Below are 25129 nucleotides of genomic sequence, written 5' to 3'. Positions count from 1 at the left end.
GCTCGCGGTCGGGGTCAGGACCAGCCGGGGTACGGCGGAAGGGGCCAGGCCGGCGGGGCGGGCAGGTCCGGGCCGGGCGCCGGCGCGCGGCCGGCGAGCCAGCCGAGGAGCGCGTGCCCGGGCGCGGCCACGCCGGGCCCGCCGGGTGAGAGCTCCCACCGGCGGCCCAGGTCGGTGGCCTCGACCCACCCGGCCGCGAAGCCGCGCGCCCGCAAGCCGTCCAGCGTGTCGTCGAGGGCCCAACGCACGTACGCGTCCGGCCAGTCGGCCGGCCGCCGGCCGAGGTCCAGGTCGACGTGGTGGGTCTCCAGCTCGCGCCAGCAGCGGTGCAGGGTGAACCACGCCGGGTGCCGCCAGCCCGCCAGCGCCGGGACCAGGGTGTCCCACGCCGCCGGGGGCATCGCCGCGGCCTCCTCGGCCAGCCGGGCCAGCCGGCCGCGGAGGTCGCCGGCCAGCTCGCCGGCGGAGCGCGCCGAACCCCGCTCGACGGCCTCGGCGAGCGACGCCGCGTCGCCCCGCGGCCCGGGTGCCTCGCCGGTGCGGGCCAGGCCGAGCAGCCAGACGTACGCGTCCACGGCGCCGGCGACGTGGGTGATGACGTGCCCGCGGGTCCAGCCGGGCAGCGTCGAGGGCGCCCGGACGTCCGGGTCGGTCAGCCGGTCGAGAGCCGCGGTGAGCCGGTCGCCGGAGCGGGCGACGTGGGCGAGCAGGGCGGGGACGTCAGGTGGCGGCGTCAAGCGAACTCCCGGTCAGAGGCTGGTGGGTCAGAGGGTGATGAAGGAGTAGCCCTTCGCCTTGAGGGCCGGCAGCACCGTCCGCAGCGAGGCGATGGTCTCCGAACGGTCGCCGCCACCATCGTGGCAGAGCAGGATGTCGCCGGGCTTGGCGGCCAGCAGCTTCTCGGTGATCTTCGCGGTCCCCGGACGCGCCCAGTCGCGCGGGTCGATGTCCCAGTCGATGGGGGTCAGGCCGTTCTGGGCGGCGACCGAGAAGATGGTCGACGACCAGTCACCGCCCGGGGAGCGGAAGAGGGTGGGCGCCGGGGCGCCGGCGTCGACGATGACGGACTGGGTGTCCTCGATCTCCTGCCGGATCTGCGCCTCGGTCTTGCGGGAGAGCGGCTGCGGGTGGTGCATGGTGTGGTTGGACAGGGTGTGGCCGTCGGCGGCGATCCGCCTGATCAGGTCCGGGTGGGCGTGCGCCTCGATGCCGACCACCGAGAAGGTGGCCTGGATGTCGTACTGCTTCAGCAGCGCCAGGACCTGCGGGGTGTAGGTCGGGTTGGGCCCGTCGTCGATGGTGAGCGCGACGGTGTCGGCGGGCGCGTTCGGGAAGAGGTCGTGCACCTTGAAGATGGGCTTGCTGCGCAGCGTGGCCGGTGACGCCGAGGCCCCGCCGGGCAGCGGGGATATCGACGGTTCGGCCGTGGCGCCGGAGGAGAAGGAGTCGGACGCGCTGTTGGGGGTGGCGTGCGACGGACCGGAGCAGGCGGCCAGTGCGGCGGTCCCGAGGGAGGCCGCGCCGAGGCTGCCCCAGCGGAGCAGGCGCCGCCGGGAGACGCCCTGGTCGCGCTCGTCCGCCCACTCGTCCGTCCGGCCCGTCCGTCGCTCTGCCATGTGAGCCCCCTCAGTTGTACGTGTGCTGACCGATCCGTCGCGGGCCTGCCCGACCGACGGCCGCCGGGGTGTGGCGGGCGGCCGGTGCAGTCCGTTCTCATCGACGCGGCGGAGCCCTCCGCCGGTTGCGGAGATTCGAGTCGGTGTTCGCATGAGAATAGGGGAGCCAGGGAGGGAGTGCGTGGGGTGGGTGGGGGCCCGGTGGTGCGCCGGGCGCACATGAGCGCGCCCGGTACCGCCGCGCGGGTCGGACGACCCGCGCGGACGACCCCGAAGCGGTCCTCGCTGTCTGCCAACTCGCCGGTGCGACACAGTGATTGGCACGAACGAGTGAGGTCGGCTCCGACACGCCGAGGGGTCCGCGGAGCCGCTGCCAGGATCGGTGCCGCGCCGGTCCGACCGGCCGCGGTCACTGCCACCGCCTCCCTCCCGCGCGCCCGCCACCCACCCGGGGTGGGCACGCCTGTCCGCCAGGAGCCGACCATGCCATCGATGCTCTCCCCGACCGCCGAACCGGAGGACGGTGCCCAGCCGCCCGGTGCCGAACCGCCCGGCCCCGGTGAGGAGCTGCGCTTCCAGGCCCCCGGCGACCACCGGGCCACCAGGGTGGCCGCCATGACCACCACCGCGATGCTCCGCCGGCTGCCCCAACTGGTCCGCCGGGCACTGGCCCTGGGCTGGCAGGTGGACCGGACCTCGCTGCTGGTGCTGCTCGGCTGCCAGCTCCTCGCCGGCGCGCTGGGCGCGTTCGGTCTGCTGGCCACCACCCGGACGCTGGCCGCCCTGGTCGCCGCCGGCCACATCGCCGCCCGGCTGCACCAGGCGGCGCCCTCGCTGGTGCTGTTGGCGGTGGCGGCCGGCGTCCGGGCGGTGCTGTCGATCGCGGTCGGCAGCCTGGCCCAGCGGATCGGCCCGAAGATCAGCCGGCAGGCCGAGCTGATGCTGCTGGACGCGGGCACCAACGCCGAGCTGGCCGCCTACGACCACCCTGGCTTCAACGACCGTTGGGACGCCGCCGACCGCGGCGCGGAGGTCGCCCGCGACCTGCTGCCGCAGACCCAGAACCTGATCGCCGCCACGCTCTCGCTGGTCGCGGCGGCCTCGGTGCTCACCCTGCTGCACCCGTTGCTGCTGCCGCTGCTCCTGTTCGGCGCCGTGCCGCGGGCGTTGGCCTCGGTGCGGGCGGCCCGGATCGGCTACCTGGCGATGCTGCGCACCCACCAGGACCGCCGGCTGCTGTCGATGCTGCGCTGGTACCTGATGGACAAGCAAGTGGCGGACCAGGTCCGCTCGGACACCGTGGCCGGCTACCTGCTGGGTCGCTACCGGGCCGCCGGCGACCGGATCGACCGGACCAGCGACCGCGCGGTCTGGGAGGCGGCCCGGGTCTCGCTGCTCGGCGCGGCGCTGGCCGGCGCGGCCGCCGGGCTGCTCTGGCTGGCGCTCGGGCTGCTGCTCGCCGGCGGCCGGCTCTCGGTGGCCTCGGCCGGGACCGCCGTGATCGCGGTGACCGCGGCGGCCCAGGCGGTGCAGGGCATCACCGGCTACGGGACCGACCTCTACCGGACCGGCCTCTACCTGGACGACTGGTCGAGCTTCGTGGACGAGGCGGCCGGGCAGCGGCTGGCCCGTGGCACGCGCCGGCCCGGGCCGCCGGAGGTGGTCGAGCTGCGGGACGTCAGCTTCGCCTACCCGGGCACCGACCGGCCGATCCTGAACCGGGTCTCGCTGACCGTGCGGCGCGGTGAGATCGTCGCCGTGGTGGGGGAGAACGGCGCGGGGAAGAGCACCCTGATGCGGCTGCTCTGCGGCCTCAACCTGGCCACCGAGGGCAGCGTGCGGTGGGACGGGGTGGACATCCGGGAGCTGGACCCGCACGAGGTCTGGCGGCACACCGCGGTGGTTCCGCAGAAGTTCGCCGAGTGGCCGGACACCGCGCGCGAGAACATCCGGCTCGGTCAGCCGACCGCCGGCGGCGACCGGGACGTGCTGGCCGCCGCGCGGGCCTCCGGCGCACACGAGGTGATCGACCGACTCCGCTCCGGCCTGGACACCCTGCTGGCCCGCGAGTGGTGGGGCGGAGTGGCGCTCTCCGGCGGGCAGTGGCAGCGGATCGCGGTGGCCCGGGCGTTCTTCCGCAGCGGCGGGCTGCTGGTGCTGGACGAGCCGACCAGCGACCTCGATCCGCGTGCCGAGCACCGGATCTTCGGCGGGCTGCGGCGGTTGGCGGCGGACCGGGCGGTGGTGCTGGTCACCCACAACCTGGCCAACACGGTGGTCGCCGACCGGATCGTGGTGCTGGAGCGCGGGGAGATCACCCAGCTCGGCCGGTTCGACGAACTCACCCGGCAGCCGGGACTGTTCCGCGAGCTGTGGCAGCTGTCGCAGGACCGCCGGCCGGTTCCCGGCCAGCGCGACGACCGGGACTGACGGATCGTCCCCCGGTGCGGCGACCGAGTCCGCCGTACCGGGGGACGGCCGCAAAAGGGGTTGACCGGCGATGCCGCTCGGTGAGACCGTCCGGGCGCAGGGCGGTTCCGCGGACTCGGGACGGCGCGAGGGCGAAGGCCCCTCGGTCGTCTGCCGGGCCCGCGCCTTCGGCATGCCCTGACGACCGCGCGGATTCCTGCACGGCGGGCCCCTCCCGCACGGCGGGCCCGCGCGACACCGGTCGGCCGGGGGGTGTGCCCGGCCCGTCCGGCGGACCGGGCTGCCCATGGCCAGTCCGTCCGTATACGCATGACCCGTTCGGAGCAACGGTCTGACGATCGGAAGGGTGTGGTGGCGGTGGAGCGGTCCTGGGGACTGGGCGCGGCGATGAGGTACGACCCGGGCGAACCGGAGCCGGTTGCCGACCGCCGCTCGCCCGGGCACTTCCTGCGCGGGCTGGCCCGGCGCTTCCGGGTCCAACTGACCTGGGCCGTACTGCTCGGGGTGGCCTGCCTGCTGGCGGAGGCGATGATGCCCACCGTGCTCGGCCGCGCCATCGACGCCGGGATCGCGGCCCGGGACCAGTCCGCGCTGCTGCTCTGGGGTGGCGCCCTGCTGCTGCTCGGGCTCGGTCAGGCGGCCTTCGGCATCCTGCGCGACCGGTGCGCGCGGGCGGCCCGGCTCGGCGCGACGTACTCGACGGTGTCCCTGGTGACGCGTCAGGTGAGCTCGCTGGGCGACGCGTTGTCGGTGCTGGTCCCGGCCGGTGAGGTGATCAGTGTGGGTGTCGCCGACCTCACCACGCTCGGCCGGGGGCTGGAGGTGCTGCCGCGCGGGGTCGGCGCGGCCGTCTCCTCGGCCGTGGTGGCCGTCGTCATGCTCGACGAGTCACCGGAGCTGGGCCTGCTCGTGCTGCTCGGGGTGCCGCTGCTGGCCTGGACGATCGCCCGGCTGCTCCGGCCACTGCACCGCCGGCAGGAGCGACTGCGCACGCGGCAGGGTGAGCTGACGGGCCTCGCGGTGGACATCGCGGCCGGCCTGCGGGTGCTGCGCGGGATCGGCGGCGAGGAACTGTTCCTGGCCGGGTATCGCGCCGAGTCCCAGCGGGTCCGTCGGGCCGGTGTCCAACTCGCCCGGGTGGAAGCCCTGTTGGATGCGGCCAAGGTGCTGCTGCCGGGGCTCCTGGTGGCCCTGGTGGTCTGGCTCGGCGCCCGGGACGTGCTGGCCGGACGGTTGACCGCGGGTCAGTTGGTCGCCTTCTACGGCTACGCGGTCTTCCTGGCACCGCAGTTGCGCCGGCTGACCCAGCTGGCCGACCTGACGGCGCGGGCCCGGGTGGCCGCCGCCCGGGTGGTCGGACTGCTCACGCTGACACCGGGGTTGACCTCGCCGGCCACCGCGACGGCGGAACCGCCGCTCGGTGCCGCCGCGTTGGAGGAACCCGGGGCCGGACTGCTGCTCCCGGCCGGCCGGTTCACCGCGATCGCCTGTGCCGCGCCCGGCGACGCCCTGCTGCTGGCCGACCGGCTGGGGCGCTACACCGACTCCGCCGCCCGCTGCGCCGGCGTCCGGCTGGACGAACTGCCGCTGGACGAGGTGCGCCGCCGGATCCTGGTGCTGCGCAACGACGCGCTGCTCTTCAGCGGCCCGCTGCGCACCGAACTCGACCCCGCCGACCGCGGCGCCCCGGGCGACCGGCTGCTGACCGCGGCCCTCGGCACCGCCGCCGCCCACGACATCGTGGCCGCGCTGCCCGACGGCCTGGACGGCGTGGTGGCCGACTCCGGTCGGGAGTTCTCCGGCGGCCAGCAGCAACGGCTGCGGCTGGCCCGGGCGTTGATGGCCGACCCCGAGGTGCTGGTGCTGGTCGAGCCGACCAGCGCGGTGGACGCGCACACCGAGGCGCGGATCGCCCGGCGGCTGGCCGCCGACCGGGCCGGCCGGACCACCGTCGCGTTCACCACCAGCCCGCTCCTGCTGGACCGGGCCGACCGGGTGCTCTTCGTCGCCGACACCAAGGTGCTCGCCGAGGGGACGCACGTCGAACTGCTCGCGGACCAGCGCTACCGGTCCGTCGTCACGAGGGGAGTCGATCAGCCATGACCGCCGCCACCGTACCGACCGCCACCGTCCTGCCCGTCGCCAGCGTGCGCGAGGTGCGCCGCTACGCCCGGCGGCTGGCCCTGCGCCACCCCCGTCGACTGGCCGGAGCGCTGGCCCTGCACGGGCTCGGCGCGGCCTGCGGGCTGGTGGCCCCCCGGCTGCTCGGCGACCTGGTCGAGGAGACCGGGCGCGGCATCGACCGGGCCGCCCCGACCGCGCTGCTGATCTGCGCCTTCCTCGTCCTGCAGGCCGCGCTGGTGCGCTGCGCGGTCCACGCCTCGGCCCGGCTCGGCGAGCAGGTGCTGGCCGAGCTGCGCGAGGACTTCGTCCGCGAGGTGCTCGCCCTGCCGCTGGCGACGGTCGAACGAGCCGGCACCGGCGACCTGGTGACCCGCAGTACCCGGGACGTCGAGGCGCTCTCCGGCGTGGTCCGGACGGCCGTGCCGGACGTGCTGATCTCGAGCACCACCGTGCTGCTCACGCTCGGCGCGGTGGTGCTGCTCGGCCCACTGCTGGCGCTGCCCTGCGTGGTCGCGGTGCCGCTGCTGTGGGCCGCCACCCGCTGGTACCTGGCCCGGGCCCGGGACGGCTACCTGGCCGCCGGCGCCTCGTACGCCGAACTGACCGCGGGGCTGGCCGAGACGGTCGAGGGCGCGCGCACGGTGGACGCGCTGCGGATCGCGCACCGCCGGCTGGCCCGCGCCGAGCGGGACAGCGCCGGCTCGTACGCGGCGGAACGCCACACCCAGCGGCTGCGCACGGTGCTCCTGCCGATCGCCGACATCGGGTTCCTGCTGCCGGTGGTGGCCACCCTGGTCATCGGCGGTCTGTACTACCTGCACGGGCTGGCCTCGCTGGGTGCGGTGACCGCCGCCACGCTCTACGCGCAGCAGACCATCGCGCCGGTCGACCTGCTGATCGCCCAGCTGGACTCGTTGCAGAGCGGCGGTGCCTCGCTGGCCCGGCTGCTGGGCGTGGCCGGCCGGGACGAGCGGCCGGCTCCCGGCCCGGCGCGGCGCCCGCGGCACTCCGGCATCACGGTCTCCGGCGTCAGCTACGGCTACCGGCCCGGGCAGAACGTGCTGCACGGGGTGGACCTGGAGGTCCGGCCGGGCGAGCGGCTGGCCGTGGTGGGCGCCTCGGGGGCCGGCAAGTCGACGCTCGGCAGGCTGCTGGCCGGCATCCACACCCCGGGCACGGGCCAGGTCGCGATCGGCGGGGTGCCGCTGGCCTCGCTGCCACTGGGCGAACTGCGCCGCCGGGTGGCCCTGGTGACCCAGGAGCACCACGTCTTCCGCGGCACCCTGCGGGACAACCTGCGGCTCGCCCGGCCGGACGCCACCGACCCCGCGATCGAGCGGGCGCTGCGCACGGTGGACGCCTGGGACTGGGCCGCCGACCTCGGGCTGGACGCGGCGGTGGGCTCCGGCGGGTACCCGCCGACCCCCGCCCAGGCGCAGCAACTGGCGCTCGCCCGGCTGGTGCTGGCCGACCCGCAGGTGCTGGTCCTGGACGAGGCGACCTCGCTGATCGACCCGCGCTCGGCGCGCCTGCTGGAACGCTCGCTGGCCGCGGTGCTGGCCGGCCGGACCGTGGTGGCCATCGCACACCGGCTGCACACCGCTCGGGACGCCGACCGGATCGCGGTGATGCACGACGGCCGGATCATCGAACTCGGCCCGCACGACGAGCTGGTGCGCCGGGGCGGGGTCTACGCCGGCCTCTGGGCGGCCTGGTCGGGCCCCGAACCGGCGTGACCCGGGCCGGCGCGCCTCCGGCCGGGCCGACCCGGCCGGGGTGACGAGGCCGGGGTGACGGGGCCCACCCGCCGGCGGCCGTCGAGCCGCGCCCGCCGGGTGGGCCCGCTGTGCCAGAGTCGTGCCAGGGCCGGACCCGCCGAGGGCCGGGCCGCCGAGTCCGCCGACCCCGCCGACCGGTCGGCACGATCCGAGGAGCCTGCTGCCGATGCCCAGCCTCGCCCACGACCGGGACGGATTCACCCTGCACGGACAGCCGTTCCGGATCCTCTCCGGAGCCCTGCACTACTTCCGGGTGGTCCCCGAGCAGTGGGAGCACCGGCTCGGCCTGCTGCGCGCGATGGGGCTGAACACCGTCGAGACGTACGTGCCGTGGAACCTGCACGAACCGCGCCCCGGCGAGTACGAGTTCGGCGGCCGGCTGGACCTGCTCCGGTTCGTCGAGGCGGCCGCCGGGCTGGGGCTCAAGGTGCTGGTCCGGCCCGGCCCGTACATCTGCGCGGAGTGGGAGTTCGGCGGGCTGCCGGCCTGGCTGCTCAAGGACCCGGCGATCCGGCTGCGCTGCGCCCACCCGGGCTTCCTGGCCGCGGTGGACAGCTGGTTCGACGAGTTGCTGCCCCGGCTGCTGCCGCTGCTGGTGGAGCGGGGCGGCCCGGTGCTGGCCCTCCAGGTGGAGAACGAGTACGGCAGCTACGGCAACGACGCGAGGTACCTGCGCCACCTGGCCGAGGGCCTGCGCCGGCGCGGCGCGGACTGCCTGCTCTTCACCTCGGACGGTCCGGACGATCCGTCGCTGCAGGGCGGCACGCTGCCCGGGGTGCTGCCCACCGTCAACTTCGGCGGCCGGCCGGCCGAGGCCTTCGAGGTGCAGCGCCGCTACGCCCCGGACGGACCGCCGGTCTGCATGGAGTTCTGGAACGGCTGGTTCGACCAGTGGGGCGCCCCGCACCACACCCGGGACGCCGAGGACGCGGCGCGGGTGCTGGACGAGATGCTCGCGGCCGGCGCCTCGGTCAACCTCTACATGGCGCACGGCGGCACCAACTTCGGCCTGCTGAACGGCGCCAACCTGGAGGACGGCCGGCTGCGGCCGACCGTCACCAGCTACGACTACGACGCGGCGATCAGCGAGTCCGGCCGCCCCACCGCCAAGTTCTGGGCGTTCCGGGAGGTGCTCGGCAAGTACACCGAGCTGCCGCCGGCCCCCGCCCTGGAGCCGGCCGAGCCGCTGCCCTCCCGGGTGCTGCCGCTCTCCGCGCCGCTGCCGCTGCTGGAGTCGGCCGCGGTGCCGGCCGAGCCGGTCCGCTCGGCGGCGCCGCTGGCGATGGAGGAGCTGGACCAGGCGTACGGCTTCGTGCTCTACCGGACCAGGGTGAGCGGCCCGCGGGAGGCGGCCGCGCTGGCGGTGGACGGGCTCGGCGACCGGGCCCAGGTCTTCCTGGACGGCAGGCCGGTGGGCGTGCTGGACCGGACCGCGCCCGAGCGGGGCTGCGAGCTGGCGGTGCCGGCCGATGGGGCCCGGCTCGACCTGCTGGTGGAGAACCTCGGCCGGGTCAACTACGGTCCGGCATCGCTCGAGCGCAAGGGCATCGCGGGGGGTGTGCGGCTCGGCCAACAGCTGCTGCTGGACTGGGAGATGTACCCGCTGCCGCTGGACGACCCCGGGGTGCTCGACTTCCCCGGCGAGCCCGGTGGGTCGGGCGCGCTGCCCGGGCGGCCGGTGTTCCGCCGGGCGGAGCTGGAGGTCGAGCGGCCGCTGGACGGCTTCGTGCTCACCGAGGGGCACGGCAAGGGGCTGTGCTGGGTGAACGGCTTCCTGCTCGGCCGGTTCTGGGACATCGGTCCCCAGCAGACCCTCTACCTGCCGGGCCCGCTGCTGCGGCCGGGCGTCAACGAGCTGGTCCTGCTGGAGCTGCACGGGCCGTCCGGGGACGGGCTGCGGCTGGTGACCGAGCCGGTACTGGACCGGCTGGGCGGGTGGACCGACTGAGGGCCCGGAGCGGCTGACCGGCCGGACCCGGCCGAACCTGACCGAACCCGACCGAACTCAGCAGGACCCGACCGAACCCGGCCGGCCTGTCGGTGCGGGCGCCTACCCTGGGTGCCATGACGGGCTCACCGATCAGCTGGATCACCGTGCCGACCCCGCTGCCCAGCGGTCCGATGGCGGTCGGGGTGACCGATCTCGGGGTGGCCGTGTCGCTCTTCACCCCGGGCGCGGCCGGCGGGCTGCCCTCGCCGGCCGACGGGCCGCCGTGCTCGGACGAGCGGCGCCGGGCGCTGGTGACCGGGCGGTTCGCGGAGTACTTCGCCGGGCGGCGGCGGGCCCTGGAGCTGCCGTTGGACTGGCGGCTGACGAGCGGGCCGCACCGGGTGGTGCTGGAGACGCTGTACCGGACGGTCCCGTACGGCGAGACCATCGCGTACGGCCGGCTGGCCGAGCGCAGCGGGGTGTTCGAGCAGGCCGAGGAGGGCCCGGGGCTGGCGGCCCGGGCGGTCGGGCAGATGATGGGCGCCAACCCGCTACCGGTGCTGGTGCCCTGCCACCGGGTGGTGGCGGTGGCGGGGCTGGGCGGCTTCGGGTCGGGCCGGGTCGGGCTGGACGTCAAGCGCTGGCTGCTCACCCTGGAGGGATGGCTGCCGCCGACCCTGGACTGGGACGGCCCGGCCTGAGACCGGTCCTCGACTTATTCGAACACCGGCGGATCATCGGACAGTGTATTTTCATTCCCGGTCACGATTCGACGGAAATCGCGCGCAGGTCGCGCATAGGGTTCATTCATACTAATTATCCCAGGGCTTCAATCACCCATCCGAGTGATTGCCCCACCCGTACCTCCGGCCGCACTCTGAAGACACCAGCCGGAATACACCATGTGGGGGAGAGGCCAGCCATGACGACTGAGACCAATGTGGGGATTCCCGGGCCGGGAAGTCAGCCGCAGCAGAGCCAGCAGCTGAGCCTCGGCACGGCCGCTGCGAAGAACCTGGCGACGACCACCAAGTCCGAGCCCCAGATGCAGGGCATCAGCTCGCGGTGGCTGCTTCGTATGCTGCCCTGGACCCAGGTGGCGGGTGGCACCTACCGGGTCAACCGGCGCCTGACGTACGCGGTCGGGCGCGGGCGGGTGAGCTTCGTGAAGACCGGTGCCGAGGTCCGGGTGGTCCCGCCGAGCCTGTGCGAGGTCCCGGTGCTGCGCGGCCTCGAGGACGGCGCGCTGCTGGAGCAGCTGGCCGCGCGCTTCGTCCAGCGCGACTTCCGGGCCGGCGAGGTGCTGGTCGAGGAGGGCCAGCCGATCAACGAGGTCCTGCTGATCGCGCACGGCAAGGTCAACAAGATCGGCGTCGGCAAGTACGGCGACCGGGCGGTGATCGGCGTCCTGGCCGACGGTGACCACCTCGGCGACGAGGCCCTGACCGAGGCCGACGGCGTGTGGAGCTACGGCGTCAAGGCCGCCACCTCCGGTGTGGTGATGGCGTTGCCCTGGCCCGCCTTCCAGGAGCTCGCGGACCGCTCGGAGGCGCTCCGGGCGCAGATCCTGCAGTACCTCTCGGACTCGCAGCAGCTGCAGAATCGTCACGGCGAGGCCGAGATCGAGATGTCCGCCGGCCACGAGGGCGAGTACGAGCTGCCCGGCACCTTCGTCGACTACGAGCTGGCCCCCCGCGAGTACGAGCTGAGCGTCGCCCAGACCGTGCTCCAGGTGCACACCCGGGTCGCCGACCTCTACAACAAGCCGATGAACCAGATCGAGCAGCAGCTCCGACTCACCATCGAGGCGCTGCGCGAGCGGCAGGAATACGAGCTGATCAACAACCCGGAGTTCGGCCTGCTGCAGAACGCCGAGTACGAGCAGCGGATCCAGACCCACTCCGGCCCGCCCACCCCGGACGACATGGACGAGCTGCTGACCCGCCGGCGGGGCACCAAGCTCTTCCTGGCCCACCCGCGGGCGATCGCCGCCTTCGGTCGGGAGTGCAACGAGCGCGGCCTCTACCCCGACACCGTCGAGGTGCAGGGTCACCGCATCCCGGCCTGGCGCGGGGTCCCGATCTTCCCCTGCAACAAGATCCCGATCGTGGACGGCCACACCACCTCGATCATCGCGATGCGTACGGGTGAGGACAACCAGGGGGTGATCGGGCTGCACCAGACCGGCATCCCGGACGAGTACCAGCCCAGTCTCTCGGTGCGTTTCATGGGCATCAACGAGAAGGCCATCATCTCCTACCTGGTCAGTGCCTACTATTCCGCGGCCATTCTGGTGCCGGACGCCATCGGCGTGCTGGAGAACGTCGAAATCGCCCGCTCCCGAGGCTGATTGTTTCTCCGCTGGTCGGCGCGGATTCATTTCCGCGCCGACCGCCACGGAATGGCCGGGTGCGCGTGGCTCCGACTCCGGAGGTCGTGCGGCGGGCCGGGATCACACACCGACACTGGGGGGACCAGCCGATGGCCACAGAGACGCTGAGCCGCGATGACCACGACGACCAGAGCCGCGACACTCCGGCCGCCGCGATCCGTTCCGGCGGGGCGCTGCCCTGCCAGACCGCCCCGCACTCGGAGGAGCAGGCCGCGGCCGAGGTGCTGACCCGGGCCCGGGCCGCGGTGGATCCGGTGCTGCGGGGCGCGATCGAGTCCATGCCGGCATCGATGGCCAGGGTCGCCGGCTACCACTTCGGCTGGCGCGAGGCCGACGGGACGCTCTCCTCGGCGGACCCGGGCAAGGCGATCCGTCCCGCGCTCGTCCTCGCCGCCGCGCAGGCCTGCGCCGGCGTCCCGGCCACCCTGACCGGCAGCCTGGTTGCCGCCACCGCCCCGGCCACCGCGCCCGCCCGGGCCGCCGTCAAGGCCGCCGCCGCCGTCGAACTGGTCCACAACTTCACCCTGCTGCACGACGACGTGATCGACCGCGACGAGACCAGGCGCCACCGGCTCACCGCCTGGCGGGTGTTCGGCACGACCGAGGCCATCCTGGCCGGTGACGCGATGCACTCGTTGGCGCTGCGCACCCTCGCCGAGGACGCCCACCCGGCCGCCGCCCCCGCGATGCGTCGACTCGCGCACTGCGTGGTCGAGTTGTGCGACGGTCAGCAGGCCGACTGCGCCTTCGAACGGCGCAGCACGGTCTCGCTCGCGGAGTGCCTGGCGATGGCCGAGGCCAAGACCGGCGCGCTGCTCGGCTGCGCCTGCGCGATCGGCGCGCTCTACGGCGGCGCGGGGGAGGCCACCGCCGACGCGATGGACGCCTTCGGCCGGGAGATCGGCCTGGCCTTCCAGTTGATCGACGACCTGATCGGGATCTGGGGCGATCCGGCCGTCACCGGCAAGCCCGCCGGAGCTGATCTGCTCGCCCGGAAGAAGTCGCTGCCGGTGGTGGCCGCGCTCTGCTCGGGCACCGGGGCCGGTGCCGAGCTCGCCGAACTCTACGCGCTGGAGCGGCCGTTGGCCGACGTCGAGGTGCGCCGGGCGGCCGACGCGGTCGACCGGGCCGGGGGTCGTGCCTGGGCCCAGGGCGCGTCCTGCGAGCGGATGGCGGCGGCCATCGACCACCTCGCCGAGGCGGTCCCGCTGCCGGAGGCGGCCGACGACCTGCTGGCCCTGGCCGAGCTGGTGACCCGCCGCAACCGCTGAGCCCCCACTCCTGACCCCAGCCCACCCCGCCCCACGCTCGACAGCCCGTCCCCGGCACCCCTCAAGGACCGAACCCCCATGAGTTTCCTGGACATCGGGATCATCGTCATCGTGCTGGTCGTCGTGGCCGCCGCACTCGCCCTCCTCCAGCGCTACGTCCCGCACCACCTCCGCGAGGCGCACAACGACGTCGCGGGCTTCATCTACGCGGCGGTCGGCGTGATGTACGCCGTGCTACTCGGCTTCGTGGTCGTCACGGTCTGGACGAACATCGACGCGGCCCGCAAGACCACCTTCCAGGAGGCCGACGCGCTGGCCGGCGTCTACTGGATCGCCCGTGAGCTTCCGCCCCCGCTCGGGCCGCAGTTGGAGCAGCAGTCGCTGAGCTACGCGCGGACCGTGCTGGACACCGAGTGGCCGCTGATGGCCAAACACCAGAGCAGCCCGGAGGCCACCCAGTTGGTCTACCAGATCCGGGACACCGCGTTCCAGTTCAACCCCACCAACGCGCAGCAACAGGTGCTCTACCAGAGCGCCGTGAGCCACGTGGAGGACCTCGCCTCCGAGCGCCGTCAGCGGCTGAACGAGGTGGACGACTCGGTGCCGGTGCTGCTCTGGGTGGCGCTGATCGCGGGCGCCGTGCTCACCGTCGGCTTCACCTTCCTCTTCGGCCTGCCCAACACCCTGGCGCACAGTCTGATGGTGCTGTCGCTGGCCGGGTTGATCGTGCTCTCGCTGGTGGTCATCAAGGAGATGAACTACCCGTTCCACGGGGTCACCGCGGTCAAGCCGACCGCCTTCGACGTCTTCCTGCAGCGGCTCCCTCCGCCGCGCTGAGCGCGTCACCCACCTTGCGGGCCCGTCGGTTCTCCGGCGGGCCCGCCGCCATGTCCGTCGGCTCGCGGACCGGCCCGCCGCCGCGTCGATCAGCGGATCTCCGCGTACCATCGCTTGCCAGCTGATTGTCCGGATATGGCCGATTTGTGAGAGTTGGGTCCCTTGCTGTCCCGTCCCTCCCGGCTCCGGCTCCGGCTCCGCCCGACCACCGCCGTCCGAAGGGATCAGGATGCCCGTGTCCTCCGCCCACGCCAACGACCAGGCCGCGCAGGCGGCTCTCACCGCGCTGGCCGCCGACGCGTACGTCTACGGCCTCCCGCTGGTGCGCGGCCTCGGCACGGTCGAGCGGCTGCTCCGCCAGGGCCTCGGCTCGCTCCAGCCGGGCCCGCCGAACCAGTTCCGGCACGCGACCCGGCTGGCCGGCCCGGACAGCGACTTCGCCTCGGTCAACAGCGACACCGTCTACTCGCTCGCCCTGCTCGACCTCTCCGAGGGCCCGCAGCTGCTGCACGTCCCCGACACCGGGGGCCGCTACCACGTGCTGCAGTTCATCGACGCCTGGACCAACGACTTCGCCTACCTGGGCCGGCGGGCCACCGGCACCGGCGAGCAGACCTGGCTGGTCGTCCCGCCGCACTGGCCCGGCACCCCGCCCGCGGACGTCCGGGTGATCGCATCGCCGACCACGGTGGCCGCCGTGGTCGGCCGGATCGCCTGCGCCGGCCCGTCCGAGCTGCCCCGGGTGGCGGCCCTGCAGCAGCAGCTGACGATCACTCCGTTGGAGGTCGGCGGGGTCGCCGCCGGCCTGCCGCAGCCCGACCCGGTCGTCCCCGAGGAGCTGCGCTTCCTCGAACAGCTGCGGCTCTGGATGGCCGCCTTCCCGCCCGCCGCGCCCGACGTCGAGTACCAGCGGCGGTTCGCCCCGCTCGGCCTGCTGGACGAGGGCCCCTCGCCGTACGCCGCGGCCGAGCCGGGCTGGGCCGCCGCGCTGGCCAAGGGGCTGACCGCGGGCCAGGAGCACGTGACCGCCGCGGCCCGGCCGCCGGAGGGCCACCCGGAGGGCGAGTGGACCGCCGGCCTGCACCTGTTCGACTACAACCTCGACCACCTGGGCCCCGGCACCCTGGACGAGCCGGGCTGGCGGATCCCGGACCGTCGGGCCGCCTACCTCACCCGGGCGGTCGCCGCCCGGACCGCGCTCTGGGGCAACCACGCCTACGAGGTGGTCCACGCGACCACCGCCGAGGACGCCGAGGGGGAGCCGCTGAGCGGCGACCGGGCCTACCAGCTGCGGTTCGACAACGCGCCGCCGGTCAACGCCTTCTGGTCGCTCACCGTCTACACCCTGCCGGAGTTGCGGCTGGCCGCCAACCCGATCGACCGCTACAGCATCGGCGACCACACCCCCGGGCTGGTGCACGGCGAGGACGGCTCGCTGGTCCTCCGGCTCCAGCACACCCGGCCGGCCGACCCGGAGCGGGCGGCCAACTGGCTGCCCACCCCCGCCGGCGCCTTCCGCGCGATGATCCGGCTCTACCAGCCGGGTGACGCCGTGCTGGACGGTTCCTACCGGCTCCCGCCCATCCATCCGCGGCACGAGCCGGGCGAGGATCCCGGTCACGGCGGCGTGCCGGAGGGCCAGCCGGAGGGACACCTCGGCACCCGCCGGGTGCTGCACCGGGCCGAGCACGGCATCGAACACGGTGTCGCGCACCCCGTCCTGCCCGGGGACGGCTGAGCTGACGGCCGGGCAGACGGCTGGCAGACGGCCGGCGTGACCCAGCCGAACACCTGGGAATCCCAGGGCAAATCTCATCTTTTCGGCGAAACGACCCGCTTGCTGAGGGAGTCATAGAAGGAGGAGCGGGCAGGAAAGGTCGGGGCAGCGGTGTCAGCGGGCCGGCGAGGAGGAGTGGGACGTGGTGGAGGTCGGAGCGGGGCTGGGCGGCAGCTCGGAGGGTGTGCTGGACGGGCGGGCGGACGGGACGGCCGACGTCCCGGACGTCGGGCTGGCGCTCGGGCTCACGCTGTTGCTCGGCGCGCTGCTGGCGCTGCTGCCGGAGCTGGGCGACACCGAGGGCGTGCTGCTGGCGCTGCCGCTCGGGTTCGCGCTGGCGCTCGGGTTCGAGGTCACCGGCGAGGAGGGGGCGGCCGTGGGCGGCGTGGGCTGCTCGGTCGGCCCGCCGGCCAGCGTCACCACCGCCTCGGACGGGGGCAGCGAGATCTGGGCGGTCCACTGAGTCTGTGGCGCGCGGTCCTCGTCGACGGTCACCGTCACGGTGATCCGCTGACCGGGCGCCAGGGTGCCGGAGTCGCGGCTGAGCCGGAGCCAGTCGCAGCTCGGCACGGCCTCCCAGTCGATCGGGGCGTTCCCGCTGTCGATCAGGGTGATCACCGTCCGGTTGCCGTACGGCGCGGCCTGGACGGTCAGTTGGGCGCCGGCGGTCGACGGGGGCGGCGGAACCGGCGCCGGCCGTAGCACCGGGCTGCTGAGCGGGACGGCGCCGAGCGCCGGCACCGGTACCGCCGCCCCCTGTACCGGCGGCAGCAACGTTTCTGCGGGTGTCCGCCCGACCAGTGCGGCGGTGAGCGTGCCACCCGGCCCGACCGTCCCGCCGCGGCTGACCAGCGCTCGCGCCGGGGCCGCGCCGCCACTCCCGGGCGTGGGGAGCGGGCCGGTCCCCGGCCCGGCGGTGGTCGGCCCACCGACCGGGCCACCCGCCGGGTCGTCGTCCACCCGGACCGAGGAGACCGTGGCCGCGGGGTCGGACCCGGTGCCGTCCCGGTGGGCCAGCCAGAACGCGCCCAGCGGCGCGGCCAGCACCGCCGCCAGCACCCCGGTCGTGACGGTGCGCTGACGGACCAGGACGGCCCGCTCGTGCAGGTCGCCGCCGGCCCGGTGGCGGTCCAGGAAGCCCGGTGCGCGGTGCCGGGGGAAGCCCCGGCGGTCGAAGTGGAGCGCGGCGCGGCCGGTCGGCGCGGGCGCGGTGGCGCGGCTCGCGGCCGCCCGCCGGCCGGCCGCCGCGCCGGTCAGGAAGGCGACCCCGGGGGAACGTCCCAGGCGCGGCGGCGGCACGTGACCGGACCAGCCGTCCGCGCCCTCGGCGTCGGCGTCGAGCCGGACCGTCACCGGCGCGGGCAGCAGGGTCGGGCCGGCCGGGCCGGTCAGGCCGTCGCCCAGCGCGCCGGCCACCCGCTCGGCGGTCCCGCGACAGGTCGGGCACTGGGTGACGTGCCGCAGCAGCTCCCGGCGCAGCGCCGGGCCGAGCACCCGGGCCGGCCAGTGCTCGGTCCCGGCGCCGCCGAGCCGGGTCAGCTCCGGACAGCTGCCGTCGCGCAGCACCAGCAGCGCGGTCCGGGTCCGGGTCAGCTCGGCGGCGCCCGCGGCGAGCAGCTGCCGGGCCGCCGCGTCGTCGAGGCCGAGCACCGCGGCGACCTCCAGCGGGGTCAACCCGTGCCGGACCGCCAGCTCCAGCGCCTCGCGCTGCTCGGCCGTCGTCCCGGCCGCCTCCGGCCAGGTCAGCTCGGTCAGCTCGCGCTGGCGCCGGGCCGCCTCGGCGGGGGAGGGGCACGCCTGCGCGTCGGGAGCGTGGTCGCAGGGTGTGTCGCCGGCGGGTGTGTCGCCGGCGGGGGCGAGCCGGCCGAGCACGGTGTACCGGGCCAGCGAGTACAGCCAGGCCCGGAGCAGCCCGGGGTCGGCCAGCCGGTCCCGGTTGGCCAGCGCCAGCGCGCGCACCTCGCGCACCGCGGCCACCGCCGGGTCGTGCGCGCAGAGCGCCGAGAGGCAGTAGGTGAACAGGCCGTCCGCCAGCTGCTCGAAGGCGGGCAGGACCGCGTCGGCCCGCGGGTCGGTCGCGGCCCGTTCGTGGGGGTGGGTACGGGGGGTCACCCGTCCGACGGTAGGGAGGACCGCCGAGTAGGCCGGGCGGAAGGTGCGGCTTGTCCTCCTTTCGGGTAACAACACCGCCCACCGCCTGACAACGGACTGTCCGACCCACCCGCTACGGTGGCCCCCATGGCAGCCCGTACCTCGAAGACCACCGCCAAGCCCCGCCCGGCCTACCGCTGCACCGAGTGCGGCAACCAGCTCCCCAAGTGGGTCGGCCGTTGCCCGGAGTGCAACGCCTGGGGCACGGTCGAGGAGTACGGCGCCGTCCCGATCCGGACCACCGCGGCCGGTCCGGTCAGCGCGCCGGCCCGCCCGATCGCCCAGGTCGACGGCCAGGTGGCGACCGCCCGCTCGACCGGCGTCAGCGAGCTGGACCGGGTGCTCGGCGGTGGCCTGGTGCCGGGCGCGGTGGTGCTGCTGGCCGGCGAACCCGGCGTCGGCAAGTCCACTCTGCTGCTGGACGTCGCCGCCAAGGCCGCCACCTCCCAGCACCGCACGCTCTACGTCACCGGGGAGGAGTCGGCCGGCCAGGTCCGGCTGCGCGCCGACCGGATCAACGCGCTCTCCGACCACCTCTACCTCGCCGCCGAGTCCGACCTCGGCGCGGTGCTCGGCCACATCGAGCAGGTCAACCCCGGCCTGCTGATCCTGGACTCGGTGCAGACCATCGCCTCCGCCGAGCTGGACGGCGCGCCCGGCGGTCCGGCCCAGGTCCGCGAGGTGGCCGGCGCGCTGATCCGCGCCTCCAAGGACCGCGGCATGGCCACCCTGCTGGTCGGCCACGTCACCAAGGACGGCTCGATCGCCGGCCCCCGTCTGCTGGAGCACCTGGTCGACGTGGTGCTGAGTTTCGAGGGCGACCGGCACGCCCGGCTGCGGATCATCCGCGGCATCAAGAACCGCTACGGCGCCACCGACGAGGTCGGCTGCTTCGAGTTGCACGACGAGGGCATCGCCGGCCTGGCCGACCCGTCCGGCCTCTTCCTGACTCGCCGTGACAGGCCGGTCCCCGGCACCTGCCTGACCGTCACCCTGGAGGGACGCCGGCCGCTGGTCGCCGAGGTGCAGGCGCTGATGGTGGATTCGCAGATCCCCTCGCCGCGGCGCACCACCTCCGGCCTGGAGTCACCGCGGATCGCGATGATCCTGGCGGTCGTCGAGCGGCACGGCGGGGTCAAGCTCGGCAAGCAGGACATCTACACCGCCACCGTCGGCGGGGTGAAGCTGACCGAGCCCTCCGCCGACCTGGCGGTCGCGCTGGCCGTCGCCTCCTCCTCGTCGGACACCCCGCTGCCCAGCAACCTGGTGGCGATCGGCGAGGTCGGCCTGGCCGGTGAGGTCCGCCGGGTGACGGGCGTGCAGCGGCGGCTGGCCGAGGCCCACCGGCTGGGCTTCACCCACGCCCTGGTCCCGCCGGACCCGGGCAAGGTGCCGCCGGGCATGAAGGTGGTCGAGGTGGCCGACATCGGCGAGGCGCTGCGGGCGATCCCGGGTCGCCGCCGGGCCGCCGCCAAGCCCCGGACCGAGTCCCGCACCCCTGCGCCGGTGCCCGCCGCGGTACCCGCGCCGGCCGCCCACCCGGACGAGCTGATGGCCGGCTGGGAGCCGCTCGACTCCGACGAACTGGGCTGACCGAGGCCCCGTCACCGCGCCCGCACCGTAGACTCTGCCTGTCCGGTACCTGATCGGACAGTAGCGAACGAGGGACCGGAAACCCCCGCGGAGGCGGACCGGGCCGGCCGGAGGAGTCACGTGGCAGCGAGCGACCGGGCGGAGAAGTCCCCCCGCGAGGAGGCCCTGCTGCGCGCCTCCCTGATGGCCATCGCCCCCGGGACGCCGCTGCGCGACGGCTTGGAGCGGGTGCTGCGCGCCAACACCGGCGGCCTGATCGTGCTGGGGTTCGACAAGACCGTCGAGTCGGTGTGCACCGGCGGTTTCGTGCTGGACGTCGAGTTCACCGCGACGCGGCTGCGCGAGCTGTGCAAGCTGGACGGCGCGGTGGTGCTCGACAAGGACATCACCAAGATCGTCCGGGCCGGGGTGCACCTGATGCCGGACGCCTCGATCCCCACCGACGAGACCGGCACCCGCCACCGCACCGCCGAGCGGGTGAACCGGCAGACCGGCTTCCCGGTGGTCGCGGTCTCGCACTCGATGCGGCTGATCGCCATGTACGTGAACGGCACCCGCCGGGTGCTGGAGGACTCCACCACCGTGCTCTCCCGCGCCAACCAGGCGCTGGCCACCCTGGAGCGCTACAAGCTCCGGCTGGACGAGGTGGCCGGTACGCTCTCCGCGCTGGAGATCGAGGACCTGGTGACCGTCCGGGACGTCACCGCGGTCGCCCAGCGGCTGGAGATGGTCCGGCTGATCGCGGCCGAGATCGCCGGCTACGTGCTGGAGCTGGGCACCGACGGCCGGCTGCTCTCGCTCCAGCTGGACGAGCTGATCGCGGGCGTCGAGCCGGAGCGCGAGCTGGTCGCCCGGGACTACTTCCCCGAGCGGGCCGCCAAGCGCGGCCGGACGGTGTCGGAGGTGCTCGCCGACCTGGAGGCGCTCACCCACGCCGAGCTGCTCGACCTGCAGACGGTGGCCAAGGCGCTCGGCTACTCGGGCTCGCCGGAGTCGCTGGACGCGGCGGTCTCGCCGCGCGGCTACCGGTTGCTGGCCAAGGTGCCGAGGCTGCCCAACACGGTGATCGAGCGGCTGGTCGAGCACTTCGGCGGCCTGCAGAAGCTGCTCGCGGCGAGCATCGACGACCTGCAGGCGGTCGAGGGGGTCGGCGAGACCCGGGCCCGTTCGGTCCGTGAAGGGCTCTCCCGGCTCGCCGAGTCGTCCATCCTGGAGCGCTACGTCTGACGGGCTTGCCCGAACTCGAGCGGTGCGGGCGGTGGTTGTGCCTCAGCCCGCCAGGTTGGTGGAGGTCCGGGCGGGCACCGGCCCACCGGCCGGGCCGGTGAGCTCGGCCTGCACCAGGTAGTTGCCGTCCGGCGCCGGGGTGGTGTCCGAGGGGGTCGCGCACTGCGGCTTGCTGCGGCTGCGGTCCCAGACGAAGGTCTCGGTCAGCGCGGTGGCGGGCGAGACCTCCACCCAGCGGCTCTGCTTGTCGGTCACGCAGTCCGCCGAGGACCAGATCCGTTGCCCGCCGGCCGAGTTGACGGTGATCGCGGAGGCGGCCTGGCTCAGGTCGACCCGGCAGGGCGTGCCGGAGGCGTTGCGGACCTTCAGCTCGAAGGTCGGCTTCTGGTCGGGCTGGTAGGAGGCCTGGCTGCCGGCCAGCTCCAGGGTGAGCTGCGAGGCGGTGCAGACCGGGAGCGCCAGGACCGCGCCGGTGTTGATCGGCGGGGCGCCGCTGCCGCTGCCCGAACCGCCGCCACCGCCGGCGCTGTTGCCGCCACCAGTCGACCCACCACCGGTGCCGCCCGAGCCGACGGTTCCACCGGAGTCGTCACCGGCCGCCGTGCTCCCGCCGGCGCCGCCGCCCGAACTCCCGCTGCCCGAACCGCCACCGCTCGAACCGGTGGAGCCGCCGGGCACCGTGCTGATCGCCGGGCCGGTCGGGGTCGCGCCGGGCGTGATCGAGCTGACGGCGGTCGGGGTCGGGGCCGGCGACGCGCTCCTGACGTTCTGCTTGCCGCCCTGACCGACCGTCAACCACAGCGCCACGATCACCACCAGCGCGAGCGCGGCGAGCACGACAAGGCGCCGCCGCCAGTAGATCGAGGCGGGCAGCGGTCCGACGGGCTGACGCAGAGAAGGCACGATCAAACTCTACGAGAGGCGGAGCACCGCTCGACGCACCAACACCGGTCTCGGAACCTGATCGTTCACATGATGTGCCATTTGCTCCGTCGGGGCGAGCATTGTGCCGCCGTCCGGTGCGTGGTTCCGCCGTTCGGCGGAGCCCGGCCGAGCGGCCCGGCGGTTCGCGGACTGTGCGAGGATCGGAAACGCCATGCCGACCACCACAGACACCCCCGCCGCCGGCACCGGGCGCGTCCCCGCTCCGGTGCTGCACTCGATCGTCCTCGACTGGTACCGGGAGAACGCCCGCGACCTGCCCTGGCGGGCCCCCGGGGCCTCGCCGTGGGCGGTCATGGTGAGCGAGTTCATGCTCCAGCAGACCCCGGTCAAGCGCGTGCTGCCGGCCTACGCGAGCTGGCTGGAGCGCTGGCCCACCCCGGCCGAGCTGGCCGCCGACGCGCCCGGCGAGGCGGTCCGGATGTGGGGGCGGCTCGGCTACCCGCGTCGCGCGCTGCGCCTGCACGCCGCCGCGACCGCGATCACCGAGCAGCACGGCGGCCTGGTCCCGACCGACCACGCCGAGCTGCTCGCACTGCCCGGGGTCGGCGAGTACACGGCGGCCGCGGTGGCCTCGTTCGCCTTCCGGCAGCGGCACGCGGTGCTGGACACCAACGTCCGGCGGGTCTTCGCGCGGGCGGTCAGCGGCGTCGAGTACCCGGCGCAGGCGACCACCGCCGCCGAGCGCCGGACGGCCGGCGAACTGCTCCCGGACGACCCGGAGACCGCCGCGTCCTGGGCGGTCGGTGTGATGGAGCTGGGCGCGCTGGTCTGCACCGCCCGCGGCCCGGAGTGCGGCGGCTGCCCGCTGCGCAGCCGGTGCGCCTGGCAGCGGGCCGGCTGCCCGCCGTACCAGGGGCCGGCCCGGCGCGGCCAGACGTACGAGGGGACGGACCGCCAGGTGCGCGGCAAGCTGCTCGCCGTCCTGCGCGAGGCGCACGATGAGGTCCCCCAGCACCGCCTGGACGCCGTCTGGCCCGAGCCGATCCAGCGCGCCCGCGCCCTGGACGGCCTGGTCGCCGACGGCCTGGTGGAACCGGTCGCCCCCGGCGTGTACCGCCTCCCGCGCTGACCCGCCACGGCCGCGCGGCCCCCAGCCATTCCCCCAGCCGTCCCACCGCACCCGGCCCGCCCGAACCCGAACCGGCCCGGACGCCAGATGGCATCCGGGCCGGGCCGGTTCGCGACGCGCCGCCCCCGCGAGGGGACCGCGGCTCAGATCGCCGCCGCCTCCAGGGCGCTCTCCTTCTGCTGGGCACCGCCGCGCAGCGGGATCTCGCGCAGGAAGAGCGACGCCACGATCGCCAGTACGGTGACCCCCGCGCCCCACACGAACACCGTGTGGATGCCGTTCGTCACCGCGTGGTGGAACGCGTCCTGCGCCGCCGGCGGCATGGTCCGCAGCCGCTCCGGGGTGAGCTGCTCGCTGCTGCTGCCCGACAGCCCGGGGGCGCCGTGCATCCGCGCGGACAGCGTCGAGGTGATCCGGTTGGTGTAGAGCGAGCCGAACAGCGCCACGCCGAACGAGCCGCCGATGGTGCGGAACAGCGTCGCGGTCGAGCTGGCCACGCCCATGTCCTTGAGCTCCACGCTGTTCTGCGCCACCAGCATGGTGATCTGCATCAGGAAGCCCATGCCGGCGCCGAGCACCAGCATGTACAGCGCGGAGGTGGTCCGGCTGGTCTCGGTGCCCAGGGTGGCGAGCAGCAGCGAGCCGCCGGTCATCACCACGGTCCCGATGATCGGGAAGATCCGGTACTTGCCGGTCCGGGTGACGACCTGCCCGACCACCAGCGAGACCACCAGCAGGCCGAGCATCATCGGCATCAGCAGCAGGCCGGAGTTGGTCGCCGAGGCGCCCTGCACGATCTGCTGGTACTGCGGCAGGAAGGTGACCGCGCCGAACATCACGAAACCGACGATGAAGCCGATGATCGAGACCATCGAGAAGTCGCGGTTGCGGAACAGGCTGAGCGGCAGCATCGGCTCCTTGACCCGCTGCTCGACGTAGCAGAAGCCGAGCAGCGCGGCGACCGAGAGCACGATCAGGCCGATGACGTGCTTGGAGCTCCACGCGTACTGGGTGCCGCCCCAGGTGGTCATCAGGACCAGCGAGGTGATGCCGACGGTGAGCAGCAGCGCGCCGAGGTAGTCGATCCGGGCGTTGGAGCGGACCTTGGGCAGGTGCAGGGTCACCGTCACCACGGCGAGCGCGATGATGCCCAGCGGCAGGTTGATGTAGAAGATCCAGTGCCAGCTGAAGTGGTCGGTGATGAAGCCGCCGATCAGCGGGCCGCCCACGGTGGCCACCGCCATGACGGCGGCGAACATGCCCTGGTACTTGCCGCGGTCGCGCGGCGCGACCAGCGCACCCATGATCGACATCACGCCGACCATCAGACCGCCGGCGCCCAGACCCTGCAGGGCGCGGAAGGCGATCATCTCGTTCATGTTCTGCGAGAGGCCGGACAGCGCCGAGCCGACCAGGAAGATCACGATCGAGGTGAGGAAGGTGCCCTTGCGGCCCACCAGGTCGCCGAGCTTGCCCCAGATCGGGGTGGCCGCGGCGGAGGCGAGGGTGTAGGAGGTGACCACCCAGGAGAGGTGGTTGGCCCCCTTCAGGTCACCGACGATGGTCGGCATGGCGGTGCCGACGATCAGGTTGTCGAGCATGGCGAGCAGCATCGCGATGACCAGTCCGACCATCACCAGCCGGATCTCCCGCGGTGAGCGGTGCGGTACCTGCTCCTGGGCGCCGGCCGGCCCCCCGACTGCGCCCGGCGGGTTCTCCGCCGTCGCATCGACCTGCTGTTGTGACATGGTGCGTCTCCCGGAAGCGTGCGGTCCGCGGCTCGGCGGCCCCCTTGGGCCGGGTGCTTACTTGCCGACCGGCTAGTTATTCGTCCGTTGGCACGGTAAGGTCTGCGTAAGCCAGGCGTCAAGCCGGTTTCGGAAGTACCGCCCTGGGCAGGGAGAATGCCCCGGGTGGAGTCCGTGGCCGGAGGGTCGTCCGTGGGCCTCCATGCCCGCACTCCGAAGCTCTACCAAGGCAGGCCGTGAA

At 74.4% G+C, this 25129-nt stretch carries 17 protein-coding genes; 12 read left to right on the top strand and 5 right to left on the bottom strand.

Annotated features, from left to right (window positions below; translation table 11 throughout):
• Window positions 1–14: 14 nt before the first annotated feature.
• Both ACIGXM_RS02025 and ACIGXM_RS02020 read right to left on the bottom strand, forming a co-directional pair.
• Entirely contained in the window at window positions 15–737 is a 723-nt protein-coding gene (locus ACIGXM_RS02025) for a maleylpyruvate isomerase family mycothiol-dependent enzyme (protein ID WP_396555829.1), read from the bottom strand.
• 27 nt (window positions 738–764) lie between these two features.
• Window positions 765–1616 (bottom strand): polysaccharide deacetylase family protein, encoded by an 852-nt coding sequence (locus tag ACIGXM_RS02020; RefSeq protein WP_396555827.1) that lies wholly within the window; start codon window positions 1614–1616, stop codon window positions 765–767.
• 483 nt (window positions 1617–2099) lie between these two features.
• On the opposite strand from ACIGXM_RS02020, the gene ACIGXM_RS02015 reads away from it, so the two are divergent.
• The 9 genes from ACIGXM_RS02015 to ACIGXM_RS01975 all read left to right on the top strand — a co-directional run bounded on the left by ACIGXM_RS02015 (window position 2100) and on the right by ACIGXM_RS01975 (window position 16116).
• A complete protein-coding gene (locus ACIGXM_RS02015) occupies window positions 2100–4046 on the top strand; it encodes an ATP-binding cassette domain-containing protein (protein WP_396555825.1) in 1947 nt (648 codons plus the stop codon).
• Window positions 4047–4433: 387 nt separating this feature from the next.
• Window positions 4434–6149 (top strand): ABC transporter transmembrane domain-containing protein, encoded by a 1716-nt coding sequence (locus ACIGXM_RS02010; RefSeq protein WP_396555823.1) that lies wholly within the window; start codon window positions 4434–4436, stop codon window positions 6147–6149.
• Window positions 6146–7906, top strand: coding sequence for an ABC transporter ATP-binding protein (locus ACIGXM_RS02005; protein WP_396555821.1), 1761 nt, complete (start codon window positions 6146–6148; stop codon window positions 7904–7906). Before ACIGXM_RS02010 ends, ACIGXM_RS02005 begins: the two co-directional genes overlap by 4 nt.
• A gap of 208 nt (window positions 7907–8114) precedes the next feature.
• Window positions 8115–9896 carry a beta-galactosidase family protein gene (locus tag ACIGXM_RS02000; RefSeq protein WP_396555819.1) on the top strand — a complete coding sequence of 594 codons (1782 nt, stop codon included), beginning with the start codon at window positions 8115–8117 and terminating at the stop codon, window positions 9894–9896.
• A gap of 116 nt (window positions 9897–10012) precedes the next feature.
• Entirely contained in the window at window positions 10013–10579 is a 567-nt protein-coding gene (locus tag ACIGXM_RS01995) for a methylated-DNA--[protein]-cysteine S-methyltransferase (protein ID WP_396555817.1), read from the top strand.
• Between the two features lie 221 nt (window positions 10580–10800).
• Entirely contained in the window at window positions 10801–12228 is a 1428-nt protein-coding gene (locus tag ACIGXM_RS01990; protein ID WP_396555816.1) for a family 2B encapsulin nanocompartment shell protein, read from the top strand.
• A 131-nt stretch (window positions 12229–12359) separates the two neighbouring features.
• Window positions 12360–13541: a family 2 encapsulin nanocompartment cargo protein polyprenyl transferase gene (locus ACIGXM_RS01985; RefSeq protein ID WP_396555814.1), complete on the top strand. Its 1182-nt coding sequence runs from the start codon at window positions 12360–12362 to the stop codon at window positions 13539–13541.
• A 78-nt stretch (window positions 13542–13619) separates the two neighbouring features.
• Window positions 13620–14378 (top strand): hypothetical protein, encoded by a 759-nt coding sequence (locus ACIGXM_RS01980; protein ID WP_396555812.1) that lies wholly within the window; start codon window positions 13620–13622, stop codon window positions 14376–14378.
• A 229-nt stretch (window positions 14379–14607) separates the two neighbouring features.
• Window positions 14608–16116: a DUF1254 domain-containing protein gene (locus ACIGXM_RS01975; RefSeq protein WP_396555810.1), complete on the top strand. Its 1509-nt coding sequence runs from the start codon at window positions 14608–14610 to the stop codon at window positions 16114–16116.
• A 153-nt stretch (window positions 16117–16269) separates the two neighbouring features.
• On the opposite strand, the gene ACIGXM_RS01970 is transcribed toward ACIGXM_RS01975, so the two are convergent.
• Complete coding sequence (locus ACIGXM_RS01970) at window positions 16270–18267, bottom strand: sigma-70 family RNA polymerase sigma factor (RefSeq protein WP_396555808.1); 1998 nt, start codon at window positions 18265–18267, stop codon at window positions 16270–16272.
• Between the two features lie 126 nt (window positions 18268–18393).
• Here ACIGXM_RS01970 and radA point away from each other — a divergent pair, with 126 nt between their 5' ends.
• Together radA and disA are read left to right on the top strand one after the other, a co-directional pair.
• Entirely contained in the window at window positions 18394–19899 is a 1506-nt protein-coding gene (gene radA / locus ACIGXM_RS01965) for a DNA repair protein RadA (RefSeq protein ID WP_396555806.1), read from the top strand.
• A 168-nt stretch (window positions 19900–20067) separates the two neighbouring features.
• Window positions 20068–21126, top strand: a complete 1059-nt coding sequence (gene disA, locus ACIGXM_RS01960; RefSeq protein WP_396557334.1) for a DNA integrity scanning diadenylate cyclase DisA — start codon at window positions 20068–20070, stop codon at window positions 21124–21126.
• 42 nt (window positions 21127–21168) lie between these two features.
• Here the strand turns inward: disA and ACIGXM_RS01955 are convergent, their stop codons facing one another.
• Entirely contained in the window at window positions 21169–22029 is an 861-nt protein-coding gene (locus ACIGXM_RS01955) for a hypothetical protein (protein ID WP_396555804.1), read from the bottom strand.
• Between the two features lie 193 nt (window positions 22030–22222).
• Between ACIGXM_RS01955 and ACIGXM_RS01950 the strand changes: the two genes are divergently transcribed.
• The gene (locus ACIGXM_RS01950) at window positions 22223–23140 is read left to right on the top strand and encodes an A/G-specific adenine glycosylase (protein ID WP_396555802.1); all 918 of its coding nucleotides are present in this window, start codon (window positions 22223–22225) and stop codon (window positions 23138–23140) included.
• Between the two features lie 143 nt (window positions 23141–23283).
• Here ACIGXM_RS01950 and ACIGXM_RS01945 read toward each other — a convergent pair whose 3' ends face one another.
• A complete protein-coding gene (locus ACIGXM_RS01945) occupies window positions 23284–24888 on the bottom strand; it encodes an MDR family MFS transporter (protein ID WP_396555800.1) in 1605 nt (534 codons plus the stop codon).
• Between the last annotated feature and the right edge of the window lie 241 nt (window positions 24889–25129).

Origin of the sequence: Kitasatospora sp. NPDC052896 (assembly GCF_044547075.1) — a bacterium.
GTDB lineage: Bacteria > Actinomycetota > Actinomycetes > Streptomycetales > Streptomycetaceae > Kitasatospora.
The sequence above is the reverse complement of the archived record's forward strand: the minus strand, read 5'-3'. Positions and strand labels throughout refer to the sequence as shown.